At 29.9% G+C, this 24,309-nt stretch carries 24 protein-coding genes and 1 other annotated feature; all 24 genes read right to left on the bottom strand.

Annotated features, from left to right (window positions below):
• Positions 1 to 107: 107 nt before the first annotated feature.
• Positions 108 to 3,905 (bottom strand): family 20 glycosylhydrolase, encoded by a 3,798-nt coding sequence (locus Fi14EGH31_RS04630; RefSeq protein WP_200765190.1) that lies wholly within the window; start codon positions 3,903 to 3,905, stop codon positions 108 to 110.
• A gap of 665 nt (positions 3,906 to 4,570) precedes the next feature.
• Positions 4,571 to 5,692 (bottom strand): molecular chaperone DnaJ, encoded by a 1,122-nt coding sequence (dnaJ, locus tag Fi14EGH31_RS04625; protein ID WP_200765189.1) that lies wholly within the window; start codon positions 5,690 to 5,692, stop codon positions 4,571 to 4,573.
• 61 nt (positions 5,693 to 5,753) lie between these two features.
• On the bottom strand, positions 5,754 to 7,571 hold the full coding sequence (gene dnaK / locus Fi14EGH31_RS04620) for a molecular chaperone DnaK (RefSeq protein WP_032091579.1): 1,818 nt from the start codon (positions 7,569 to 7,571) through the stop codon (positions 5,754 to 5,756).
• An 18-nt stretch (positions 7,572 to 7,589) separates the two neighbouring features.
• Positions 7,590 to 8,147, bottom strand: coding sequence for a nucleotide exchange factor GrpE (gene grpE, locus Fi14EGH31_RS04615; RefSeq protein ID WP_032091580.1), 558 nt, complete (start codon positions 8,145 to 8,147; stop codon positions 7,590 to 7,592).
• A gap of 2 nt (positions 8,148 to 8,149) precedes the next feature.
• Positions 8,150 to 9,178 carry a heat-inducible transcriptional repressor HrcA gene (gene hrcA / locus Fi14EGH31_RS04610; protein ID WP_107029932.1) on the bottom strand — a complete coding sequence of 343 codons (1,029 nt, stop codon included), beginning with the start codon at positions 9,176 to 9,178 and terminating at the stop codon, positions 8,150 to 8,152.
• Between the two features lie 111 nt (positions 9,179 to 9,289).
• Positions 9,290 to 10,381, bottom strand: coding sequence for a radical SAM family heme chaperone HemW (hemW, locus tag Fi14EGH31_RS04605; protein WP_107029931.1), 1,092 nt, complete (start codon positions 10,379 to 10,381; stop codon positions 9,290 to 9,292).
• Positions 10,371 to 11,582, bottom strand: a complete 1,212-nt coding sequence (locus Fi14EGH31_RS04600) for an L-serine ammonia-lyase, iron-sulfur-dependent, subunit alpha (RefSeq protein WP_022002216.1) — start codon at positions 11,580 to 11,582, stop codon at positions 10,371 to 10,373. Before Fi14EGH31_RS04600 ends, hemW begins: the two co-directional genes overlap by 11 nt.
• Positions 11,583 to 11,590: 8 nt before the next feature.
• The gene (gene holA, locus Fi14EGH31_RS04595) at positions 11,591 to 12,541 is read right to left on the bottom strand and encodes a DNA polymerase III subunit delta (protein ID WP_032091585.1); all 951 of its coding nucleotides are present in this window, start codon (positions 12,539 to 12,541) and stop codon (positions 11,591 to 11,593) included.
• A gap of 23 nt (positions 12,542 to 12,564) precedes the next feature.
• On the bottom strand, positions 12,565 to 14,571 hold the full coding sequence (locus Fi14EGH31_RS04590) for a ComEC/Rec2 family competence protein (RefSeq protein ID WP_200765188.1): 2,007 nt from the start codon (positions 14,569 to 14,571) through the stop codon (positions 12,565 to 12,567).
• Complete coding sequence (locus tag Fi14EGH31_RS04585; protein ID WP_200765187.1) at positions 14,562 to 15,020, bottom strand: ComEA family DNA-binding protein; 459 nt, start codon at positions 15,018 to 15,020, stop codon at positions 14,562 to 14,564. Before Fi14EGH31_RS04585 ends, Fi14EGH31_RS04590 begins: the two co-directional genes overlap by 10 nt.
• Positions 15,013 to 16,002: a Holliday junction branch migration DNA helicase RuvB gene (gene ruvB / locus Fi14EGH31_RS04580; protein ID WP_107029927.1), complete on the bottom strand. Its 990-nt coding sequence runs from the start codon at positions 16,000 to 16,002 to the stop codon at positions 15,013 to 15,015. Before ruvB ends, Fi14EGH31_RS04585 begins: the two co-directional genes overlap by 8 nt.
• Before the next feature lie 10 nt (positions 16,003 to 16,012).
• On the bottom strand, positions 16,013 to 16,570 hold the full coding sequence (gene ruvA, locus Fi14EGH31_RS04575) for a Holliday junction branch migration protein RuvA (protein WP_022002221.1): 558 nt from the start codon (positions 16,568 to 16,570) through the stop codon (positions 16,013 to 16,015).
• Between the two features lie 129 nt (positions 16,571 to 16,699).
• On the bottom strand, positions 16,700 to 17,980 hold the full coding sequence (obgE, locus tag Fi14EGH31_RS04570) for a GTPase ObgE (RefSeq protein ID WP_032091588.1): 1,281 nt from the start codon (positions 17,978 to 17,980) through the stop codon (positions 16,700 to 16,702).
• Positions 17,981 to 18,025: 45 nt separating this feature from the next.
• Positions 18,026 to 18,310, bottom strand: a complete 285-nt coding sequence (rpmA, locus tag Fi14EGH31_RS04565) for a 50S ribosomal protein L27 (RefSeq protein WP_022002223.1) — start codon at positions 18,308 to 18,310, stop codon at positions 18,026 to 18,028.
• A gap of 4 nt (positions 18,311 to 18,314) precedes the next feature.
• On the bottom strand, positions 18,315 to 18,638 hold the full coding sequence (locus tag Fi14EGH31_RS04560) for a ribosomal-processing cysteine protease Prp (RefSeq protein ID WP_107029926.1): 324 nt from the start codon (positions 18,636 to 18,638) through the stop codon (positions 18,315 to 18,317).
• Entirely contained in the window at positions 18,638 to 18,949 is a 312-nt protein-coding gene (gene rplU, locus Fi14EGH31_RS04555) for a 50S ribosomal protein L21 (RefSeq protein ID WP_022002225.1), read from the bottom strand. The genes Fi14EGH31_RS04560 and rplU overlap by 1 nt, the downstream gene beginning before the upstream one ends.
• 16 nt (positions 18,950 to 18,965) lie before the next feature.
• Positions 18,966 to 19,036: a sequence feature (ribosomal protein L21 leader region), on the bottom strand.
• A gap of 41 nt (positions 19,037 to 19,077) precedes the next feature.
• Entirely contained in the window at positions 19,078 to 19,782 is a 705-nt protein-coding gene (locus Fi14EGH31_RS04550; RefSeq protein ID WP_200765186.1) for a site-2 protease family protein, read from the bottom strand.
• 1 nt (position 19,783) lies between these two features.
• On the bottom strand, positions 19,784 to 20,320 hold the full coding sequence (locus tag Fi14EGH31_RS04545) for a M23 family metallopeptidase (RefSeq protein WP_158546493.1): 537 nt from the start codon (positions 20,318 to 20,320) through the stop codon (positions 19,784 to 19,786).
• A 26-nt stretch (positions 20,321 to 20,346) separates the two neighbouring features.
• Positions 20,347 to 21,126, bottom strand: coding sequence for a septum site-determining protein MinD (gene minD / locus Fi14EGH31_RS04540; RefSeq protein WP_022002228.1), 780 nt, complete (start codon positions 21,124 to 21,126; stop codon positions 20,347 to 20,349).
• Positions 21,119 to 21,694 carry a hypothetical protein gene (locus Fi14EGH31_RS04535; protein ID WP_022002229.1) on the bottom strand — a complete coding sequence of 192 codons (576 nt, stop codon included), beginning with the start codon at positions 21,692 to 21,694 and terminating at the stop codon, positions 21,119 to 21,121. Before Fi14EGH31_RS04535 ends, minD begins: the two co-directional genes overlap by 8 nt.
• Complete coding sequence (locus Fi14EGH31_RS04530; protein ID WP_022002230.1) at positions 21,678 to 22,202, bottom strand: hypothetical protein; 525 nt, start codon at positions 22,200 to 22,202, stop codon at positions 21,678 to 21,680. The genes Fi14EGH31_RS04535 and Fi14EGH31_RS04530 overlap by 17 nt, the downstream gene beginning before the upstream one ends.
• Complete coding sequence (mreC, locus tag Fi14EGH31_RS04525; protein ID WP_107029924.1) at positions 22,192 to 23,049, bottom strand: rod shape-determining protein MreC; 858 nt, start codon at positions 23,047 to 23,049, stop codon at positions 22,192 to 22,194. Before mreC ends, Fi14EGH31_RS04530 begins: the two co-directional genes overlap by 11 nt.
• Positions 23,050 to 23,096: 47 nt before the next feature.
• Positions 23,097 to 23,780, bottom strand: a complete 684-nt coding sequence (radC, locus tag Fi14EGH31_RS04520) for a RadC family protein (RefSeq protein ID WP_107029923.1) — start codon at positions 23,778 to 23,780, stop codon at positions 23,097 to 23,099.
• Positions 23,781 to 24,287 carry a biotin transporter BioY gene (locus Fi14EGH31_RS04515; RefSeq protein WP_107029922.1) on the bottom strand — a complete coding sequence of 169 codons (507 nt, stop codon included), beginning with the start codon at positions 24,285 to 24,287 and terminating at the stop codon, positions 23,781 to 23,783.
• Between the last annotated feature and the right edge of the window lie 22 nt (positions 24,288 to 24,309).

Here is a 24,309-nt window from a genome sequence, read left to right as displayed (position 1 = left end):
CTTTTATCTTTAACTCCAAATTGACTATAAAAGTCTATAACACATTTTATTAAATCATAAATCACTATATAGCCATACATTTATATGTGTTATATAGCTTTTATTATTTAATCTTCTTTATTTCTTCTTTGAAGTGCAATATAACCCCCAGCTGTTGCCATAAGTAAAATATATGGTACAACTGACATATCATCACCAGTTTTTATATGAGAGTTATTTTTTGTTGATGATGTTTTATTGTCATCTTCTTTTTTAATACTTGTTTGTATTTGATCATTTGGTTTTTGATTTGGTTGATCATTATTTCCAGTTTGAGAAACTGTTTTTAAATTCTTAATGGCATCTTGTAGAGATGCTAAAGCTTGATCAACTTCATCTTGAGTTGTATTTTCATTTTGTAAAACATCTTTTGCATGATCTAATGCTTCTTTAAATGCTTTCCATGAATCTACCGTATAATCTTTTTCAACAAAATCATTAGTTGTTTCAATAACATTTGATAATTCTTTTTTATCTACTATTACAGGAGCATCAATTAATCCTTTAATAGCCTTATCTAAATCATCATAAGCCTTATTAACTTGTTCTTGAGTAACTTTATCATCAGCCACTACCTTATTAGCTTCATCTAGTGCATCTTTTAATACTTTCCATGATTCAGGAGTATAATCTTTTTCAACTAATTCTTTAGTTGTTTCCATAATTTTTAATAACTCTGTTTTATCCGCTGCTATAGGAGCATCAATTAATCCTTTAATAGCCTTATCTAAATCATCATAAGCCTTATCAACTTGTTCTTGTGTGGCAGTTTTATTTTCTAAAACTTTTAATGCCTTATTATAAGAAGTTTTTAAATCATTCCATGAATCTACTGTATAATCAGCTTCGTTTAATTTTTGTACTTCTTCTATTAATCTTGATAAATCAGTAGTATCAGCTGCATTTTTTAATGCATCGATAGCATTTCTTAAATTTGTTTCTACAGTTGTAGTATCAGTAGTACCTTTAACATATTCCTTTTGACCAGCGATTAAAGCATCAACCATATTAGACACTAAAACGGAAGACTTACCGCTTATATCTAATTCTTCAGCTTCATTAATCATATCTCTTAAAGTGTTATCTTCTTGTGGTTGTTCATAAGCAAATTTTACTTCAGAAACTTGATACCAATAACCTGGTTTAGCTACAGTTAAACGGACTCTGACATATTTTACTGCTGTTTTTTCAAATGTTGCTGTGTAATCTAAATCATTTTCCGTAATTGATCCAACTTTAGTCCATTTTTCACCATCTAATGAAACTTCAATATCTGCACCTTTTAAAGCATCAGGACCTACATTAGAAGGTTGAATAACTTGAACACTTGTCATGTTGACAGCTGTAGGAAAAGTAAATTTAAATTCTTTATCCGCTGCTTGTTCTTGTCCAAACCAGCACTTAGTATTCAAATCATTATCTAACATTTTTTCATAACTATATTCTTTAGTTGGATACCATTGATTCTTTTCGTAATAGTTATCTGTTGCAGTAATTGATGGCGTATTTCCATCAGGTTTTACTAAGTTTGATTTAGCAGTTTTAATTGCTTCATAAGCTCCTTTAGCAGTCTCAGCATTTAAAGTATCGCTAGATAATAATGCTTTACCAGCATCTACAGCTTGTTTATATGCTTCATATCCACCAACATAATCATCTTGTTTTAGTGGATATGTACTTTGTACATATAATGAATAATATTCTATTTTAACTGCTTTTGCTTTAGCTTCGATAAGTTCATCATATACTTCATCAACTTCTGCTTGTGTTGCATCAGTTTTATCATTAATAGCTTTAGCAGCTATTAATGCTGTTTTATATTCACTAAATGTTTCATTGATATAATCTTTTTCTTTTAATGCATTTGTTACTTCATTATTTAAAGCTGCTTTATCTGTATATAATTCATAAGTAAATACATAAACAGCACCTTCTTTAGTATAAGTACCAGTAATTGGTTTATTATCAATTACACGATATCCATAAATAGGATCTGCACTAAATTCAAATTTTTCACCAACTGTTCCATATTTAGTTACTTCATGTTTTAATTCTTGATTGTTTTCATCTACGAAACGAATAGTAATTTTACCTAAATCACCCGCTGTTAAGAATTCCCCAACATCTGGTAATGTAGATCCTTTTTCAAATCCAGCAACATTACCTAATTTAGTATAATTTTCTTGGAAACTATCAAAATCAGTAATTGAATTACTACTTGTATTCCATGATTTAGAAGCTAATGCACGTAACTCATCAGCAATATCTTCAGTAATTACATCTTCACTACATAAATTTGGATTATCACACCAAATTGCCAATGAAGCACCCTTGATAAAATCAGAACCATCATTTACAGCTGGATTTCCTTGGAACTTTCCAGGTGACCATTCATTATAGATTTTACGATCTGCATTTAAGTTATCAAATGAATGTTGTTCTCTGCCATCTGTAGGTTTACTATTACGTAATACATAATAGAAAAAGCTTGCATTGATATTGTAAATTGTATCATGGCCTTTATTAATGAATGTTTGTAAATTTGCAATACTTGAATTCCATGACATTTGTGACCAGAAATCAATTCCAATATAGTCATGCATTTTTATTTTTTGTGCACCTTCATAAGAATTTTCACCATAATAAACACCATCATTCCAAATTCTTGGTGTAAATCCACGATTATGTACATATTCTGCTAAATCATTGATATATCCAGTAATTACATCTTTCCAAATATATCCTTGACCATATTTTTTAACTGCATATGAATTTAATACACTCTTATATTCTGTAGTAAATGGTGCACGGTCAAACTCCATATACTCATCGCCACCAATATGGAAATCAGTACATCCTTCAAATAGATCCATATATTCATCATATAAACTACGAATATATGCAATAGCTTCAGGATTAGTAACATCTAAACCAGATTTATAATGATTTCCACTAGTATTAACTTGCCCATATTCTGGATGAGCTTTTAAAATTTGATCAACATGACCTGGACTATCAAATGATGGAATAACATTAATACCATATTTTTTAGCTTCTGCTAATATTTCTCTCACTTCTGTCTTTGTTAAATATTGATCAGAAACGATAGATGGATCTGTTTCACATTCAATTCTAAATCCCATATTTTCAGAAAAATGAATTTGAAGAGCATTCATTTTCATATATGACATTTCTCTAATTTGACGAATAAACCAATCTTTAGAAATATATTTTCTAGCACAATCGACATGTACTCTGCGTTCTGCAACATTTGGATAATCTACGATTTCACCGTAAACTAATCCATCGTTAGTAATAATCAAATTTTGGATTGTTCTTAATCCGTGCATAATAGCATTTTCACTAGCACCAGTTAAACGAACTCCATTTTCTCCAATAGTGATTTTATATGCTTCTTTACTATTAGAGCTACTAGTAATTGAACTTGTTTGATCAATATCAATCAAAATATCTCCATAACTCACATCTTTTTCTTGAGCATAAACCATTGCTAGCGGAGATGAAATAATTTCTTTTTCAACAAATTCTGAATTTACTAATTTTACCACTTCTTGTAATCTTGCATTTTCGATATTAGTTTGATTTGCTAAAACAGCTAATCGACTATCGTTAGTCATTTTCCAAACTTTATGGCTACTATCTGCTTTGTAAGATTGAAGAATAGGATTTGTTAATGCTTGTAATTGTTGATCTGTAAGGTTTGAAATACTGTCGCTAGATGTTGTTGCAACATTGCCTTTAGCTAAAACTGCCTGAAAACCGACTGCTTGACAAATAATAGCAACTACCAAAAGTGCCGGTAAAACTACTTTAAGAAACTTATTCTTCGATACTTTTCCTTTCATTTTCTACTCACTTTAAATTAATAAATTAATACATATACTAGTTTTTATTAATGATGTAAATTAGGTATATAAAACCAAAAACCTTATCTAAAACTTTAATTTATGCTAATTATTATCAATTGTTTTATCAATAATAGAATATTAGTAAATTATTATAATAGAATAGTAATTCTGCTATATTTGTGAATGCCTATTTAAGCGAGTCATAAAACTATAAATAATACCCCTTAACATCAACATTAATCATTCACTAGTGTTTTATGCGTTATTTAAATACTAATTTAACCCCTTTCTTGATTTTTGTTTTCCCTTTTAAAATACAAATATTTAAAGTTAGCGCTTACATCCCTCCTTAAAAAATGTATTGGGTTTAAATAAAATGACCGTATTTTTTTATAAAAACCTAACATCATATTCACTTCTATAAGAATCATATCATGATATAAATATATATTCAATAATATTTAACATATTATCCCGCTTTTTGTGATTTTTTTAACAATTAATAAAAAACATAACAAACTACTACAATTACAAAAAATTTTTTATCCATTAATAAACGCTTAAAAACTGTATTTATCCCAAAAATCCAGTTATCAATACAACTATAAAAGCCAAAAAAGTGAGATGAAACTGAACTCACCCCACTATATTTACTCGCTATTCTATCTTTTAAATCCTTTCTTAAATGATTCAAAGATAGATTCTTTTTTACTTAATTTTTGTAATTGTTCATACAATGATTTTTCTTTACTAGAAAGTTTTGTAGGAATTTTAACTTCAACCTTAACCATTTGATCTCCGTATCCGTTTCCTCTTAAATCTTTGACCCCTTTACCTTTTAATCTTAAAGTTGTTCCAGATTGTGTTCCTGCAGGAATTTTAACTTTCACGTCACCTTGTACTGTTGGTACATCTACCTCACATCCTAAAGTTGCATCAACTGAACTAATAGGAATTGTAACATAAATATTACGTCCTTCACGAATAAAGTGTGTATTGTTTCTTACACGGATTTCTACAAATAAGTCACCATTAGATCCACCATTAGATCCTCTTCCACCTTTACCAGCAACGCGTAATTGTTGACCATCATTGATACCAGCTGGAATATCTAATTGAACAGTAACTGTTTTAGTAATATATCCTTTACCATGACAGTCAGGACATTTAACTTTAATTTCTTTACCAGTACCATTACAATGTGGACATGTTGTTTGTGTTACAAATGTACCAAATGGAGATTGTTGTTGTTTAGAAACAGTTCCTGTACCATTACAATGCGAACATGTTTGTACATCGTTTGGTGTTTTTGCACCACTACCATGACAATGTGGACATTCTGCATCATAAGTTACTTTAATATCTTTTTTAACACCATTGATTGCATCCATGAAATCAATTTCTAGACGCATTAAATGATCATCACCACGACGTGGTCCATTTTGTCTTTGACGACGACTTCCCCCGCCACCAAAGAATGATCCAAAAATATCTCCTAAATCGACATCTTCAAAACCAAATCTACCAAAGCCACCGGCTCCAGCACCACCTGCACCTTGTTCAAAGGCTGCATGTCCATAACGATCATAAGCCGCTCTTTTATTATCATCAGATAAAACTTCGTAAGCTTCTTGAACTTCTTTAAATTTTTCTTCTGCATCAGGTTCTTTACAGATATCGGGATGATATTGTTTTGCTTTTTTACGGTATGCACGTTTTATTTCATCAGCGTTTGCTGTTTTTGAAATCCCTAAGACTTCATAAAAATCTCTTTTACTTGCCATAAAATCATCCTTTCTATAATACTTTTAAAAAACCAAGGAAGAACCTTGGTTTTTTAAGTGATTAGTTCTTTTCTTCGAAATCAGCATCAACAACATTATCATCATTGTTATTTGATGTTGTTTGTCCAGCACCACCATTAGGGTTTGCTTGTTGTTGTTGATAAGCATATGATGCCATTTGTTGAGCCATTTGTTCTAATTCTGACATTTTAGCTTCAAGAGTAGCCATATCATTGTTATCTAAAGCAGTTTTTAATTCAGTTTTTAATTGTTCTGCTTGTTGTTTTTGATTAGCATCAATCTTATCACCTTGTTCAGCTAAAGCTTTATCAATTTCATTGATCATTTGTTCAGCTTTATTTCTTGTTTCGATATCTTTACGTTTCTTTTCATCTTCAGCTTTATTAGCTTCAGCTTCTTTTACCATACGATCGATTTCTTCATCAGATAATCCTGTAGAGTTTTGAATAACGATTGATTGTTCTTTTTGAGTTTTTAAATCTTTAGCTTTAACATTTACGATACCGTTAACGTCAATTGAGAAAGTAACTTCGATTTGAGGTACTCCTCTTGGAGCTGGTTCGATACCATCTAATTTGAATAAACCTAATTGTTTATTATCTCTAGCCATTGATCTTTCACCTTGTAATACGTTGATATCAACAGCTGGTTGATTATCAGCAGCAGTAGAGAATACTTGTGATTTAGTAGTTGGAATTGTTGTATTTCTTTCAATCAATACTGTCATAACTCCACCCATTGTTTCGATACCTAATGAAAGTGGTGTAACATCTAATAATAAGACATCTTTAACGTCACCAGCGATAACTCCACCTTGGATAGCAGCACCCATAGATACAACTTCATCTGGGTTTACTGATTTGTTAGGTTCTTTTCCAAGTAAACGTTTAACAGATTCTTGAACAGCAGGGATACGAGTAGATCCACCAACTAATAATACTTGATCAATTTCACTTGGTTGCATTCCAGCATCACTTAATGCTTGTCTAACTGGTCCTTCAGTAGCTACAACTAAGTCTCTTGTAATTTCATCAAATTTAGCTCTTGTTAATGATAATTCTAAGTGTAATGGTCCAGCAGCACCAGCTGAGATGAATGGTAATGAAATTTGAGTTTGCATTACACCAGATAAGTCTTTTTTAGCTTTTTCTGCAGCTTCTTTAATACGTTGCATTGCCATTTTATCGTTAGATAAATCAATACCATTTTCTTTCTTGAATTCATCTACGATGTAGTCCATGATTTTCTTATCGAAATCATCCCCACCTAATTTATTGTTACCAGCAGTAGCTAATACTTCAAATGTACCATCAGCTAAGTCTAAGATAGATACGTCGAAAGTACCACCACCTAAGTCATAAACTAATACTTTTTGTTCTTGGTCTAATTTATCAAGACCGAATGCTAATGCTGCAGCAGTTGGTTCGTTGATGATACGTTCAACATCTAAACCAGCGATTTTACCAGCATCTTTTGTTGCTTGTCTTTGAGCATCATTAAAATATGCAGGTACAGTGATAACTGCTTTTGTTACTGTTTCACCTAAATAAGCTTCAGCAGTTGCTTTTAAGTTTTGTAAGATCATTGCTGAAATTTCTTGTGGTGTATAAGATTTACCATTTACGTTTTCTTTATGATCAGTACCCATATAACGTTTAACTGACATTACTGTATCAGGGTTTGTTACTGCTTGTCTTTTTGCAGCTTCCCCAACAATAATTTCACCATTTTTGAAAGATACAACTGAAGGTGTTGTACGATTTCCTTCTGGGTTTGCAATTACTTTTACTTCATTGTTTTCTAACACACTTACACATGAGTTTGTAGTTCCTAAGTCAATACCAATAATTTTTGCCATAATATAAATCCTCCTATTTTATTCACTTACTTTTACTAAAGATGCACGAATAACGCGATCTTTTAACATATAACCTTTTTGTAACTCTTCAACAACCATACCAGGTTTAAAGTTTTCATCACTTACAGTCATTACTGCTTGATGGAAGTTAGGATCAAATTCTTTACCTTCAGCTTCAATCACTTTAACTCCTTGGTTTTCTAATAATGTCATGATTTGTTTATAAATCATTTCATATCCTTTTAAGAAGTTTGCCACTTCTTCACTTGGATTTTCAATTGCTAATGATCTTTCAAAGTTATCAACGATTGGTAACATTTGTTCAATAAAACCTTGCATCATGAACTTTAAGTTATTTGCATGTTCATTTTGCATACGTCTTTTAATGTTTTCCATATCCGCAAACACTTTATAATAATCATTTTTCCATTTATCAACTTCACCTTGAAGAATTTTAATTTGATCTTCTTGATCAACTTTTTCCTCTTCAACAACTTCAGCCTCAGCTTCTTTGTTTTCTTCAACTTCTTCAGTTACTTCTTTTTCAACTTTAGTTTCCTCAGCCAATTTGTTCACCTCTATTTCTCATCTTGTTTATCTTCTAAACAAGCCTTTTCAATATTTTCAGATATATACTCTACTAATGCCACTACTTTTTCATAAGGCATTCTTGTTGGACCAATTACCGAAATAGAACCTTTTGATGTTTCCCCTGTTTTAAATGAAGCAGAGATTACTGAAACATCATTCATTTTTCCTAGAGGTGTTTCATTTCCAATATTGATTTGAATACCATCCTCACTCGATAACGGTAGAGTTTTCCACACTTTTGAATTTTCAAAAGCACTTACAAGTCTTCTTAATTTATCCACATCATTAAATTCTGGTTGATAGAGAATATTTTCTTTTCCAGAAAAATAAACACTATTTGAAGCAAATTTAACGAATGCTTCCAAAAACGCATTAAATAATTCTTCATGTTGCTTCACTTGCGTTGTAAGAATTGGTCGAACATCTCGTTCTAAACGAAATGCCACTTCACTGATAGGTGTTCCTATCAATAATTCATTCATCACATTAACACAACTTAATAAATCTTCCATTTCTACATCACTTGAAAATTGGAAAACTTTATTTTCAACATGACCTTGACTTGTAATGATAATTGCTGTTACACGTCCATCATCCAAAGGAACAACAGAGATGCGTTGCAACATATCATCTAAAGCATTTCCTAATGCAACACTTGTAAGATGAGTTAATTCACTCAACATGTTACAACTTTCATGCACCATCTCATTTAAATTTCGACGATGCTTATTAATAATTGTAGCAACTTGATTTTTTGTTCCTTCATCCAAATCAACTTTTCCTAAGTTATGAACATAGAAACGATATCCTTCTTTAGAAGGTACTCTTCCTGAAGAAATATGTGTTTTTTCTAGATAGCCATAATTTTCTAGAAAGTTCATTTCATTACGAATCGTTGCACTTGAATACGGTAGTTGATATTTTACCATCAATGCCTTGGATCCAACCGGTTCAGCATTTTCGATAAATTCTTCAACTATACATTTGAATATCAGCATTTGTCTTGCTGTTAACATCAAGTTCACCACCTTTAGCACTCCTATTTCTCTTGTGCTAAATACATTATACATTTTATTTTAGCACTGTCAACAACTTGGTGCTAAAAAAATAAAAAAATAGCATTCCTGCTATTTCATAAAATCAATTAATATATCATTTAAAACATATTGCCCTTCTTGCGTTGCTTTTAAATAATCATTTTCAATCATCAATCTACCCTTTTCTATATTTCTAGTAACCGCTTCTTTATATAGAACACAAGCATCTTCTTGATATCTTTCTTTAAATTTTTTTAAATCTAAACCTTCTTTTAAACGAAGTGACATCATTATTTGATTAAACATCGTTTCTTCTTTTGTTTCATCAATTGTTGTTGTTTTAAAATCACCATTTAAATATTTAGTAAGTGATCGACTATGTTCTATAATTTGTCCATCAATTTTACTACATGCACCTAATCCTATTCCATAATAATTATCATAATACCAATAAGTTAAATTATGCTTTGATTGATAACCTTGTTTAGCATAATTAGAAATTTCATATTTTTCAAAACCTATTTTTTCTAATTCTTGATCAATGAATAATGTTAATTGATATTCGCTTTCTTCATCTAAAGGTTGATAATTTTTATATTTTAAAATCGTTCCTTCTTCTAAAATCAAAGAATAATAAGAAACATGTTGTAAATTTAAAGTTTGTAAAACTTCTATATCCTTTTGAATATCTTCTTTTGTTTGTTTTGGTAAACCATACATCAAATCAATTGAGATATTATCAAAACCTATTTCTTTAGCGTATTTAATAATATTTTTTACTTGTGTTGTATTATGATGACGATCTATTTCTTTTAATAAATGATCTTGAAATGTTTGTACACCAATACTTAAACGATTAATGCCACTTTTTTTTAAAATCTTTAACTTATAATAATCCATTGACTCTGGATTAACTTCCATACAATATTCTTCCACTTCTAAACTATAGGTTTTTAACATTGACATTAATTTTTCTAATTGTTCATCATTTAAAGCACTAGGGGTTCCCCCTCCAATATAAATCGTTTTTAAATGATGTTGCTCTATTTGTGATAATTCTTCATTTAATCTTTGTAAATAGAGATCACTTTGTTTTTGATCATAATAGACCTTGCAAAAATCACAATAACTACAAATAGACTCACAAAAAGGAATGTGTACATATAAACTTCTAGTCTCCATCTTTTAAACCAAATTCCTTTGCTAGTCCACCTAAAGAAGTTTCTTTATAAGCACTATTTAAATCTTTACCTGTTTCTTTCATAACATTGACAATTGAATCAAAAGAAACTTTATTTTTTCTTAAATATCCTAATTGCTTCGCATAACTTGCTGCATCGATTGCACGTAAAGCTCCAAAACCATTTCTTTCAATACAAGGAATTTGAACATAGCCACCAACCGGATCACATGTTAGTCCTAAATTATGTTCAAGCCCCATCTCTGCAGCATATTCGATTAAAGAATTGTTAAGTTCTAAAATCCAACCATACGCTGCCGCTGCCATCGCACAGGCACTTCCTACCTCTGCTTGACATCCGCCATCAGCACCAGAAATTGTTGCATTATGTTTAATAACATTTCCAAATAATCCAGCAACGGCCAAAGCTTTGATCAATTCTTTACGAGGAATCTCTAATTGTTTATAACAATAAAATAACACTGCTGGTAAAATTCCACTTGCTCCACATGTTGGCGCAGTAACAATTTTATTACCACAAGCATTTTCCTCAGAAACTGCATAAGCATAGCTTGAAACAAGTAATCTTTCTCGATCACTTTCTCTTCGCGTATTGATGGCTTGTTGATACATACTTTTAGCAACTCTTTTTAGTTGTAACCTTCCAGGAATCACTCCTTCATGATGTAAGCCATTTTGTACACAGGTAAACATACTATCTAACACTTCAAATAAGTAGGCCTTAAAATGTTCATCTTCATAATTTAAAACATAATCATAGAAGGAAATACCATTGTCTTCAATATATTGAATAATTTCTTTAAGATTTTTATGAGGATAGATTTGTTTTGTTTGTTGCAACTTACTTCCTTCATATTCAACAGTTCCTCCACCTATAGAATAAGCAGTAATTGTATCAAGAATTTCTTCATCTTGGTACACATAAAATTTCATTCCATTTGGATGATAAGGTAAACGATCACTTTTAAAACGAACAATCGTTTGCTTGCCCAATGTTTGTTTAATAATATAATCTGTTAAATGACCTTTTCCAGTTAAGGCAAGCGACCCATATAATTCAACTTCAAAACGTGAAGCATTTGGATATTGTTCTTTTATTTTAGAAGCTGCTCTTTGCGGACCCATTGTATGTGAAGAGGATGGTCCAAATCCTATCTTAAATAATTCTCTTAATGATTCCATAATTTCTCCTATATTCTTAACATAAATAATTCTAAGCCTAATTTTTTATCTATTTGTCCCGTCTTAATTTTAACATCCAATAAAGATAATTCATTTAAACATCTAAGTAGTTCATCTATTTGAAAAAATTGACCTTCTTTTCTTACATATTTTAAACGAAAAGGATTAACTGCCAACATTTTAGCAATTTCTTGATCAGTATACCCTTTTCTATCTAATAATTTTACTTGATAAATCAACCGCATAGAATTAGCTACCAAAACAATCAATTTAACTGGTTCTTCATTAATTGTCATTAAATCTTTATAAATAGACATCATCTTTTGTTTATCTTTACTTAAAATAGCTGTTGTTAAATCAAAAACATTTTCATCCAAGGGACGACTGACAAGTTCTTCAACACAATGAATATCAATATGCTGTGTATATAAACAAAGCTTTTCTACTTCACTAGCAATATCCATTAAATTTGTTCCTTTTCTACTTAAAAGTAACTCTAAAGCATCATCATCAATAGTACAATTTCTTTTTTTAACAGCCTGTCTTGCTGTATCAGAAACTTTATAATAATTTAGAGGATTGATTTCATAAAACTGTGCTTCTTTTCTTAACATCTTGACAACTTTTTTTCTTTCATCAAAATTCTTTTCATCATTAAAAATAACAAGATGCACTGTTTTATCTAAATAAGGTAAACATTGCATAAAATAATCTATATCATGATTATCTTTTTTTATTTTTTTGGTTGTTAGAAAATCTGCTTTTTTAATAACAACCATTTTTTCATCACTTAAAAAAGGAGGTGTCATTACATCTTCTAAAACAACTTTCATTCCCTCTTTAGAAACATCATAAACTGTATAATTCATCTGTTCTTGATTACAATGATGATCTTTTTTTAACTTATCTAAACGTTGATCCATCAGTAATCTTTCTGTTCCATATAATACATATAACATATCATCACCATAGATATTATAAACTAAAAACCACTTGAAGTCATGACATAATTCTTACCTCCATAATAAACAATCTTAACCATTCCCTGAAGATCACTGCGATAAATTTTCACCCCATATGCTTCCAAACGATTTAATGTTAAATAAGATGGATGTCTATAACGATTATTCTTTCCTACAGAAATAAGTGCTACTTTAGGATCAATCATTTTAAACAAATCATCACTTGAAGAACTGCTACTTCCATGATGTGCCACTTTTAAAACGTCAATATCTAAATGATGATATGTCTGATATAAATCACTTTCCACCTCTTTAGAAATATCACCTGTAAATAAGTAATTTAAATAGTTGATAGTCACGTAAATAATAGAGGAGCGATCATTTGAATTTGTATAATATTTATCTAAAGCTAAATTTTTAAAAACTAAATCGCCAATTTTCTTTTTTTTAAAATCATAGATAACCTTTTTAACTTTAAAATGTTCTTTCAAAGACGCTAACGCTCCACAATGATCATAGTCTTCATGCGAAATAAAAACGGCATCCAAATAAAAAACACCCTGACTTTGTAAATAAGGAATCAACCGAGAAGTCGCAAGATCACTCTTTTGTAATCCCCCAGTATCAATCAATACATTTCCTCTGGCATAAGGCTGTTGAATAAAAAAACAATCCCCTTGACCCACATCAATCATCACAACTTGTCCTTTCATGTTGTAATAAGGATAAAAATAAAAAGCAAGTAACACACTTAATAATAGACATACTTCATGGGTTACTTTTCTATTGACATTCAATTTATAAATTCCTTTTAAATAAAGATAATAATAAACACCTATAAAAAATAAAGTCGGTTGACTAAAAGGCAATGTAAAAGAAAAATCATAAATAAAAGCAATCATTTTTAATAACAATTCATATTCTAAAGATAAAAAAGGTAAAATATATTTTCCAAGTAATAAATAATAAAGCATACTTTTATAAATTATTTCTATATAAGGCATTAGAAGAATACCTATTAAAAAAGAAAACACCGGTAAAACATGTTGAATAGAAATAATAATGGGAATTGAACCTAAAAATAAATAATATTTCCCTGCTTTTTGATTTTGTAAAAGTAAAATAAAAAAATAAATCAAATAAGAAAAAATAAAAGATAAATTATAAACCAAATAAGGATTATACATTAACATACCAACTGTTAAAAAAGAAAAAATATCCAACTGATTTAACCATTTACCAAAAATCATTGGTAAAAAAAGCATTAGATACGCTCTTAAATAAGAAATATTATAAGGAATACTAAACATGTAAACCCCAATCAATATAAGAGATATACATTTTTGTCCCTTTTTTGAAAAAAAGAATTTTAAAAAATTCATCAACCATTTCTGTAAAATTGTAAGATGCATACCCGAAAGAGCAAATAAATGAACAATCGAGAGTTGCGTTAACTTTTGATAATATTCTTTCATTTGTTCATCTTTTGTTCCTAAAATAAATAAAGACAACAGACTTTTTACTTTGGAAGATGTCTTGATTCTTTTTTCTAAATAATGATACAGATGATCTTGATGTTGATTACTTTTTATTTTTTCAAGTTGTAAAGTATCAAAAATATTTAAACTATATAAATAATATTGATAATTAAACGCATAATCATTTTGTATTTGATGGAAGTTATAAGGTTTTCCTATCAAAGAAATGTCATCAAACAACGAAATATTTTTAAATTCTCCATAAACCTTTACTTTATGATATCCCCTCTTGACAACAATACTTTGATCATCCTTACTTACGACCTTTCCTGAAATTTCATTTTGATTTAAAGGTTGTGGTAAATAAAAAAAGAGAAATAAGAGAAATGATAATAGTAAACTTACACTCAATAGTATTTTAAAATGTTTTAAATACAGAAAAATAAAATAAAAAATAAGAAATACATATAAAATAGGCTGTAACATTTTAGCTAAAACAACCACCAATAAAGGAAGTGCTAGATAAAAACCTTTTCCTTTTATAAACATAAATACTCTCTTAATCGAAGATATGTCTTTTCACCAATTCCTTGAATATTCATTAAATCTTCAATTGTTTGAAATGGTGTTTTTTGTCGATACTCATCAATCTTTATGGCTGTTTTTTCTCCTATTCCTTTTAATGCCATTAAATCATCAAGTGAAGCATGATTTAATGAAATCAGATTTTGACCATGAGGTAAATAAAGTTTACTTTCATTTGTAAGTTGATAATTTTCATTAAATTGATAATGGTTATCTGTTTGCAGTTTTGTTAAAACATCATTAATTGTTGGTTTTGTTTTAAAGGAGAGTTTTTTTTCAAACTCTCCTTCTACATAAATGACAATATTTTGTTTGGTTTGAATATTTTCAACAATAGCTGTTGGCTTTACATAACTATAAATGAGAGAAATAAAAAATAGGACTATAAGTCCTATCTTTTCAAAACTATTCATAATCTTGTTCAATATTTAAATGACGATAAGCCTCAGCTGTTGCTATACGTCCTCTTGGCGTTCTTTTAATCAAACCAATTTGTAATAAATAAGGTTCATTGACATCTTCTAAAGTTTGTGGTTCTTCCCCAATAGATGCAGCAATTGCTTCAAGTCCTACAGGTCCTCCTTTAAAACGATGAATGATTCCTAATAAATACTTATGATCAACATCATCTAATCCTAAATTGTCTACTTTTAATCTTTCTAATGCTTCAATTGTTCTATCTCTTGTAATTGTTGCATCGCCATAAAACTGCGAAAAGTCTCTGACTCTTCTAAATAATCTATTTGCAATACGTGGTGTCCCACGACTTCTTCTTGCAAGTTCCCCTTTAGCATCATCATCCATAACAATATTATACACACGACTTGTACGATCAATAATTTGAGTCAGTTCTTCTTCACTATAATATTCTAATTTTGAAACAATACCAAAACGGTCTCTTAATGGTGCTGATAAATCACCTGCTCTCGTTGTTGCCCCAACAAGGGTAAAAGGTGGTAAATCAATTCTTACCGATCTTGTAGATGCTTCTTTTCCGATGACAACATCAATACAAAAATCTTCCATCGCTGGATATAAAATTTCTTCTACCACTTTATTTAAACGATGAATTTCATCAATAAATAAAACATCACCTGGTTCAAGAGCTGTTAAAATAGCTACTAGATCCCCTGTTTTTTCAATACTTGGACCTGTTGTAATTTTAATATGCGTCCCCATTTCATGAGCAATGATCATTGACATAGTTGTTTTTCCTAAACCTGGTGGTCCATAAAGTAAAACGTGATCTAACGACTCATCACGAAGCTTTGCAGCACCTACAAACACTTTTAAATTTTCTTTAAGATTTGTTTGTCCAATATATTCATCAAAATCACTTGGACGAAGCGAACTTTCATCATCTTCTACAATTTCAGGATCTAAAACCTCGTTCATGTTTTCCCTCCTATTTAACAATTAAACTTAATGCTTTTTTGACATAACCATTTGTATCTAAATTTTCATCTGTCAATTTCTTAACAACTTTATCTACTTCACTTTGTTTATAACCTAATGCAATTAATACTTCCATAGCTTCTTCCAATTCTTGATTAACGACCGTTTGTTTTGTAGCAGTTACTTTTCCTTGTAAATCAAGAATAATTTGTCCTGCTGCTTTAGGTCCAATACCTGGTATTTTCTTTAAATAAGTCATATTGCCACTTTCAATAGCTTCACAAATTCCTTCAACATCTCCACTTGCTAGCATTGTACAAGCACTTTTACAACCAATTCCTTTAACTGAAATCAATTTTAAAAATAAATCTTTTTCTTCTTTTAAATTAAACCCATACAATAAAATACCATCTTCTTTTACTTGTTGATAAAGATAAACAACCACTTCTTTTCCTTTAGAAAAAGCATAAGGATTGCTCACATAAATCAAATAACCAATCCCATTATTTTCTAAAACAATATGATCACTTTGAATATCAACAATCAAACCTTTAATATAACTATACATACATTTCTCCTATTACTATTATATTATAAAAAACGAATCATTTCGTCTCAAATTTGTGTCAAATTTGTCTCAATTATATCATAGTATCTATTAACTGAAAATAAAAAATCAGGCATAAAGCCTGATTCATTAATCATAGAATTCGAATTCAAAATCAAGAATAGAAACAACATCTCCATCTTGACATCCTGCGTTTCTAAGAGCTTCATCAATTCCCATATTACGCATTTTAATAGATAAACGTTTAATTGCATCATCACTTACTAGAGAAGTCATGGATACAAGACGTTCAATCTTCTTACCAGTAATTGTCCACTGACCATTACCTAAATTATGAACAACAAATGGTGCCTCTTCTTCTTCATAATTATAAACAACTGTATTTTCTTCTACTTCTTCCATATCAAACTTAGGTGCAGTTTCTAAAGCATCTGCAACAGCATATAATACTTGATCAACACCTTCATGAATAATCGCTGAAATAGGGAATACTTTAACATCTTCTCCTACTTTTTCTTTGAAAGCTTTTAAATTTTCTTCAGCATTTTCTTCATCCATTTTATTAGCTACGACAATTTGTGGTCTTTCTAATAAACGATATTGATATTGTCCAAGTTCTTCATTAATTGTACAATAATCTTCATAAGGATCACGTCCTTCAATACCACCCATATCAATAATATGAACAATAACACGACATCTTTCAATATGTCTTAAAAATTGATGACCAAGTCCTTTACCTTGACTTGCCCCTTCAATTAATCCTGGAAGGTCAGCCATAACAAAGTTACGACCATCTTTTGCTTGAACGACTCCTAAATTAGGAACAATAGTCGTAAAATGGTAATCAGCAATTTCTGGTCTTGCACGTGAAACAACAGATAAGAATGTTGATTTACCTACTGAAGGGAACCCTACAAGTCCAACATCTGCTAATAATTTAAGCTCACAGCAAACATCAAATTTTTCTCCCGGTTCTCCTCTTTCACAAATTTGTGGTGCAGGATTTCGAGAAGTTGCAAAACGCGCATTTCCTCTTCCACCACGACCACCTTTAGCAAGAACGACACGTTGTCTGTCTTCTGTTAAATCAGCCATGATTTTTCCAGTTTCTTCATTCGTAATAACTGTCCCCACTGGTACCTTGATTACTAAATCACTTGCATCTGCACCATGCATTTTTTTAGCCATCCCATTACCACCAGGACGTGCCTTATAAACACGTTTATATTTTAAATCTAATAACGTTGATAAAGATGTTGTTGCTTCAAAAATAATGCTTCCACCTTTTCCACCGTCTCCACCGGCAGGTCCACCTTTTGGAACATGTGCTTCACGTCTAAAAGCCACTGTTCCATCTCCACCTTTACCAGCTTCAATATATATTTTAGCTTTATCGATAAATTGCATACTTCCACCTCTCTTTCAAAAAAAAATCCCTTTTCAGGGATTTCATTATGCAGCTGGGTAAACTGATACTTTTTTTCTATCTTTTCCCATTCTTTCGAATTTAACAATTCCATCACACATAGCGAATAAAGTGTCATCTCCACCTTTTCCTACGTTAGTACCTGGATGAATTTTAGTACCTCTTTGTCTATAAATAATAGAACCAGCAGTAGCGAATTGTCCGTCTGATAATTTAGCTCCTAATCTTTTTGATTTTGAGTCACGACCGTTTTTAGTTGATCCAACCCCTTTTTTAGAAGCGAATAATTGTAAATCTAATTTAAACATCATGATGTTATTCCTCCTCATAGGTTATCTTGATATATTGATGATAGTCTTCTGTAAATGATTCCAAACTAATCACAAGAGTCTCTAGTATCACTTGCATTACTTCATCATTTTCATACACATCTATCATTATATTACCATTTTTTAAAATAATTGCACACTTTTTTTCTTCTAGAAATCCCTTTTTAGCAAGAGTATTGCAAATACCTGTAGCCACAGCACTTACGCCAGCACACACAAGATCTTTGCCATATTCACCAAACTGGGCATGTCCTTTTATTTTAATTTGCGTAATATATTTATTATTTCTTTTTATTTGAACTTTAATCATTATTTAACGTTGATTGCATCAACAATTAATTTTGTATAAGGTTGTCTATGACCTTGTTTTTTGTGGTAATGTTTTTTAGCGTTATATTTATAAATAGTTACTTTTCTTTCTTTACCTTGTTTTTCTACAGTAGCTTCTACAGTAGCACCTTCAACGTAAGGAGCACCAATAGTTACAGTTTCATCTCCGACTAATAATACTTTATCAAAAGTAACTTTTTCTCCTGCTTCAACTTCTAATTTTTCTACGAAAATTGCATCACCAGCTTCAACTTTTAATTGTTTTCCACCTGTTTCGATAATTGCGTACATACCGCACCTCCTATAAATTTTTTCTAAGACTCGCCAACCAAGGCAGCAAACGCATTTAATACCTCTTATGTGCGGTTGTAGTCTAGAGGTCTACAACAAGTGCATTATACTGAATATTCCAATTAAAGTCAATGCGATTTCTTAGATTTTATCAAATAAATTTTTATTGTGTCAAAATCATAAAATCGTTGATGAAAATGATAGATATTTTGATAAGGTCGAAAATATTCAAGATGTTTATTTATTTTCACTCTTTTTTTACTAAGATGATCACTCATTAATGTTTCCATATAAATCAAACGATAATTTTTAAGATATAAAATAACTTGATAAAATAAATATCCTAAAATAATTTTTCTCCCTATTTGTTTCGTAATAATCCATAAAATACAAATAAACAATAGTGAAACTTTTATTTGTATTTGCATGGCTTTTTGATAATCTATGAAATAAGATAAAAATAATAATAAAAGTTTTGAACCATCCAAAGGATAAACTGGAAGTAAGTTGAATATTAAAATATAAATATTGATTTTAGCTAACAATGGTTCTTTTATAAAAAGAAAAAAAATAAAACAAATAAGATTAATAAATGGACCACAAAGAAACATCCCTATTTCTTCATAGACATAATGCTTTCCTAAATCTTTTAACAATAAAAAAGCCCCAAAAGGAAGTATCATGATTTTTTCAATTTCAAAAGAGAAATAAAGAGCAACGAGATAATGTCCTATTTCATGTAAAATAGAAAAAAGTAAAAAAGCTACATAATAAGAAGATCTTGATATAAAAGCTAAAAACAAATAAAGATAAGTAAGGGGATGTATTTTCATTTTACATCCCCAAATATTCTTGATAAGTGATTTGTTTTCCTAAATATTCAAATATCATTTTAAACTTTTGTTGATACAAAGCAATTGTATCCCCTTGTTTTATTTTCTGAAATGTTTTTACTTGAATATCTTTTAACTTAGAAAAAGTAATTTCCGTACCGTTTTCATCTAAAATTGTCACTTGTTGTTTTTTTACATCAATCACTTTACCGTTATTCATTGCAAGAACCTGATTTCCTGTTCCTTTATAATAATCATCCTTGATCAAGGTATATTGTAATTCTTGACTTACTTTAACATCTTCTGGTAAAAAATCTAAAACACTTTGTGAAACAAAGGTAATCAATTGTTGTAAATATTTTTGATTAAATATTTTTTGTTCAAGTTCTGGATTTTTCAAAACAATCAACGAACCTAAAACAACAATCATCATGACCATCAAACGTACCATACCATTATAAAGCTTTTTGAAATTATGATCATTAAGTGGTCTTTTCCTTTTTTCAATGCGTTTTCTTACATCATCCAAATCTGACATATAATCACCTATTACATCATATGAAATCATCCCAAAAAGATACGACTTAATAAACCTCTCCTTTTACATTTAGCAAAAGCTCTTTTATGTCCTAACAAACGATGTGCGATATTATCAAAACAATCATGTAAAAGATGACCCTTCAACAAATAAACAGGGCGTCCTTTATTATTAGCTTCAATCATTTCATGATCTTCATAAACAATTCCTAAAAGTGGTAAGGACAAAATATCTAAAGCATCATCGATCGTTAATGATTTGCCATCTTCAATATCATCTAAATTCACTTTATTAATAATCAACTTTAAATCCTGTATTCCCTTTTTAAGCAATAGGCCAATCACTCGGTCATTATCTCTTAATGTTGCAAGATCAAGATTAACAACAATAATTGCTTCATCAGCAATTGATGAGGCATAAGTAAACCCTTGTTCAATTCCTGCTGGTGAATCTACAATAATAAAATCAAAATCATTTTTTAAATAATCAATCAGTGCCGCCATGATCGATGCGTCTAAATTTTGAAAAGACAACGTTTTACACGCTGGTAATAAATAAAGCGTTTGTTCTCTTTTATCTTTGACCAACACCTGATGAATTTCACATTTACCAGAAATCACATCATTTAAATCATAAACAACTCTATTTTCCAATCCCATCATAACATCTAAATTCTTTAAACCAAAATCTCCATCAATCAAACATACTTTTAAGTTTTGATGTGCCAAAGCAATTGCTAAATTAACACTGATACTACTTTTACCCACACCACCTTTTCCAGATGTCACAGTAATGATTCTAGACATGTATGTAATCCCCCTTTTCTACAACGATATCATTATCTTTATAATAAACAAGTGACATTTCGAAAGTTGTAAAATGGTGTATAGATTTTCCAAAAAAGCGAATTGTTGCATTCTTAAATCTTTGACTGGAAATACAAGCTTCTTCACTTTGGCCTTCTATAATCCCAAAAACACCTTGCATGACATATAATTTAGCATACACTTGAACAATGGCCCCTGGATTGATTTTACCTGTAATTAAAGTATCTTCATAAATTTCTATTTTTTCTCCTGCATGTATAGAAGCACCGATCATTCTTAATTCTTTTTTCTCCTCCGTTTTTTCTTCTATAAAACCACCAAACAAGAGACTTTTACATTCTACAAGAACACCAAAAAATTGTAATATCTCATCATTTTCCAAAATTCGACCCTTCAAATCAAAAAAGGCCTTTGGGTAATAATCCTTCTTTTTAAAGAAAGATTGCACCAAAAGACCTTTTAATTCATTTAATAAAACTTCAAAATCGACTTCATTATCCATTATAAAAATCAAACGTCCATTAAGATTCTTAACTAAAATATACATCAATATCACCTTCAAATTTTAATTTATCGTGGATAAAATACACTCCATTAAAAATAACAATATTGAATAGTAATGTTGGTAGTAGTCTCTTAATTAGAAATGTTGTTATCACTAATTGAGTTGTATTTGTTATCCACATTAAAGAATATAACACACTCTCCTGTACAAAAATTGTCAAAACAACGATGACAATTGCCTCAAAATAAGTCATAACAGCTTTTTTCATATAACGCTTTTCAAAAAAAGAATACATAAAGAACAATAAGACATATACAAAAATAGAATTTCCATAAATTACACTAAAATAAATTCCACAAATTCCTGCAAAAATATAACGATGATCTTCATCAATTGTATTCGTCAATAAATCAAACATCATCACACCAACATAAGGAACAATTGTCAAATTTAATTTCAAAATTGAAGATGGTAAATAAAAACGTAAAATACTGTCGATAACAAAGGAAATAAACATGATAATTAAATATCTAACAAGCTTATTCTTCATTACCATTGACCTTCTTTACTACACTTACATAAGATAAATCTTTAAACTGCGCAGCCATTTTAACAGTTAAAGTCATTGTTGTTCCATCACTTTGAGTTACCAGTTTTTTTGCTTTACCAATATAAATTCCTTTAGGACATTTTCCATCTCCACCTAAACCAGAAGTATAAACTTTCGCATTTTTTTCTAATTTATCAATTCCTGAAAGTAAAGTAATATTTAAAACTTTCTTATTAACATCATAATTTTTTAATAATCCATAAATCGTTTGATCACCATTAATAATCATTACTGGAATTTGATTTGATGGATTTTCACTTGTAAGTAACGAAACAGTAGAACTAATTTCCGTTACATGACTAACAACACCGATCATTCCTTTAGAATCACAAACTGCCATTCCTTCTTGCACATTATTTAAACTTCCAGCATCAATTGTAATTTCATCATTCCAATTTGTTTGATCACGTATTTGTACACTAGCTGCCTTCGTTTTATAATCATTTGGAAGGTAATCCATTTCTGTTAATTTCTTTAATTTTTTAATTTCCGATTGTAAAACTTCATTTTCAGATTCAACATTGACATAAGAATCTAACTTTTCTTTTAAAATCCTATTTTCATCATAAACATCCTTTAAATCATTATATTCATTAAAGATATCATTTACAAAAGAAATAGGTTTTTTAATAATATAGTATTCAATCATAGAAATAGAATTACTTAATGTCTTTTCTAAACGGGATTGTTTTCTCCCTACAAAAAAACCAATAACTGATACTAAAATAACAACGACAAAAACACCAATAATAATTCTTTTATTTCTTTTTTTTCTACGATTGTTCATATAATCACCTCTAGTATCATTCATTATATAGAGTTCACTAAAAAAAATCAATCTTCTTTATTTTGATAGATTTTTTTTGAAGCAAAACTATAAAAACAATGATTACCAACAATTAGATGATCTATGAACTCTATTTCTAAACAATCTGCCATTTCTTTAATCTTTTGCGTTATTAATTCATCTTCTACAGATGGTGCAGGATTTCCACTTGGATGATTATGTATCAAAATAATTCGATTAGCACCACATCTAAGTGTATGTTGAAACACCTCTTTTGTTTCTAACATAGAAGCGTCTCCACTTCCTATAAATAATAATTTCTCTTGAATGATTTCTAAACGGCTATTTAAACAAAGTAAAATGACTTTTTCCTGTTTTTCAAACATCAATTTATGTTTAATATATTCATAACCATCTTGAGGTTCTTTAATAACAAATCTTTTTGTATTTTCTTTTTGCATTCTTTTCGCAAGTTCTATACTTGCCATTAATTCAATTGCTTTTGCTTGTTTAATACCTTTGATCTTCGTTAATTGATAATAGTCTACATCTTTTAAAGCTTGAAACCCTCCTATTTCTTCTAATAATAAAGAAGCCAAATTTAAAACAGACATTTCTTTATTTCCTGTTCTTAAAATCACTGCAATTAATTCTTGATTCGATAAAGTTTCAATTCCATTACAAATTGCTTTTTCTCTTGGTCTTTCAAAGCGAGGACAATTCAACATCATTTAAAGCTTTACTTTTATTTTTTTACTTAAACAATAGGCTAATACTATTTTTATAAGATCTCCAGGTATAAAAGGAACAACACACATCATTAAAGAAGCACTTAAATTCATCTTCGTCACAAACATAAACCACAGTGTTCCAATAAAATAGCAGATCACACTTCCAATAATACATGCTAAACCAATAGGAACTCTTGTTTTTAATTTTGAAATAACATAGACCATTATTGGAAACGAAAAGATATATCCCCCACTATAACCTAAAAGTGATCCCATACCACCTTGAAATCCAGCAAAAACAGGTAAACCAACCGCACCCATCAACAAATAAACAACACATGCACTAACTGCTACTTTACAAGGAGCAATCAATGCAATTAAACAAACCATAAAGGTTTGTAATGTAATTGGTACATATCCCGGTAAATCAATTTTAATTTGCGAAAATATAGCCATCATACATGCCATAAGTGCGCAATAACACATTTCTTTTACTTTGAAGTTCAAAGCTTCCACCCCCTGAAAGCAT

This window comes from Faecalibacillus intestinalis, from assembly GCF_015097455.1.
Lineage (GTDB): Bacteria > Bacillota_I > Bacilli_A > Erysipelotrichales > Coprobacillaceae > Faecalibacillus > Faecalibacillus intestinalis.
Note: the sequence above shows the minus strand (reverse complement) of the source record. Positions and strands in the feature narration are given on the sequence as shown.

Coding starts and splice junctions, on each gene's coding strand:
- Fi14EGH31_RS04630 (WP_200765190.1), bottom strand. CDS start 3,905: ATGAAAGGAAAAGTATCGAAGAATAAGTTTCTTAAAGTAGTTTTACCG.
- dnaJ (WP_200765189.1), bottom strand. CDS start 5,692: ATGGCAAGTAAAAGAGATTTTTATGAAGTCTTAGGGATTTCAAAAACA.
- dnaK (WP_032091579.1), bottom strand. CDS start 7,571: ATGGCAAAAATTATTGGTATTGACTTAGGAACTACAAACTCATGTGTA.
- hrcA (WP_107029932.1), bottom strand. CDS start 9,178: ATGTTAACAGCAAGACAAATGCTGATATTCAAATGTATAGTTGAAGAA.
- hemW (WP_107029931.1), bottom strand. CDS start 10,381: ATGGAGACTAGAAGTTTATATGTACACATTCCTTTTTGTGAGTCTATT.
- Fi14EGH31_RS04600 (WP_022002216.1), bottom strand. CDS start 11,582: ATGGAATCATTAAGAGAATTATTTAAGATAGGATTTGGACCATCCTCT.
- holA (WP_032091585.1), bottom strand. CDS start 12,541: ATGTTATATGTATTATATGGAACAGAAAGATTACTGATGGATCAACGT.
- Fi14EGH31_RS04590 (WP_200765188.1), bottom strand. CDS start 14,571: ATGTTTATAAAAGGAAAAGGTTTTTATCTAGCACTTCCTTTATTGGTG.
- Fi14EGH31_RS04585 (WP_200765187.1), bottom strand. CDS start 15,020: ATGAATAGTTTTGAAAAGATAGGACTTATAGTCCTATTTTTTATTTCT.
- ruvB (WP_107029927.1), bottom strand. CDS start 16,002: ATGAACGAGGTTTTAGATCCTGAAATTGTAGAAGATGATGAAAGTTCG.
- ruvA (WP_022002221.1), bottom strand. CDS start 16,570: ATGTATAGTTATATTAAAGGTTTGATTGTTGATATTCAAAGTGATCAT.
- obgE (WP_032091588.1), bottom strand. CDS start 17,980: ATGCAATTTATCGATAAAGCTAAAATATATATTGAAGCTGGTAAAGGT.
- rpmA (WP_022002223.1), bottom strand. CDS start 18,310: ATGATGTTTAAATTAGATTTACAATTATTCGCTTCTAAAAAAGGGGTT.
- Fi14EGH31_RS04560 (WP_107029926.1), bottom strand. CDS start 18,638: ATGATTAAAGTTCAAATAAAAAGAAATAATAAATATATTACGCAAATT.
- rplU (WP_022002225.1), bottom strand. CDS start 18,949: ATGTACGCAATTATCGAAACAGGTGGAAAACAATTAAAAGTTGAAGCT.
- Fi14EGH31_RS04550 (WP_200765186.1), bottom strand. CDS start 19,782: ATGAAAATACATCCCCTTACTTATCTTTATTTGTTTTTAGCTTTTATA.
- Fi14EGH31_RS04545 (WP_158546493.1), bottom strand. CDS start 20,320: ATGTCAGATTTGGATGATGTAAGAAAACGCATTGAAAAAAGGAAAAGA.
- minD (WP_022002228.1), bottom strand. CDS start 21,126: ATGTCTAGAATCATTACTGTGACATCTGGAAAAGGTGGTGTGGGTAAA.
- Fi14EGH31_RS04535 (WP_022002229.1), bottom strand. CDS start 21,694: ATGTATATTTTAGTTAAGAATCTTAATGGACGTTTGATTTTTATAATG.
- Fi14EGH31_RS04530 (WP_022002230.1), bottom strand. CDS start 22,202: ATGAAGAATAAGCTTGTTAGATATTTAATTATCATGTTTATTTCCTTT.
- mreC (WP_107029924.1), bottom strand. CDS start 23,049: ATGAACAATCGTAGAAAAAAAAGAAATAAAAGAATTATTATTGGTGTT.
- radC (WP_107029923.1), bottom strand. CDS start 23,780: ATGATGTTGAATTGTCCTCGCTTTGAAAGACCAAGAGAAAAAGCAATT.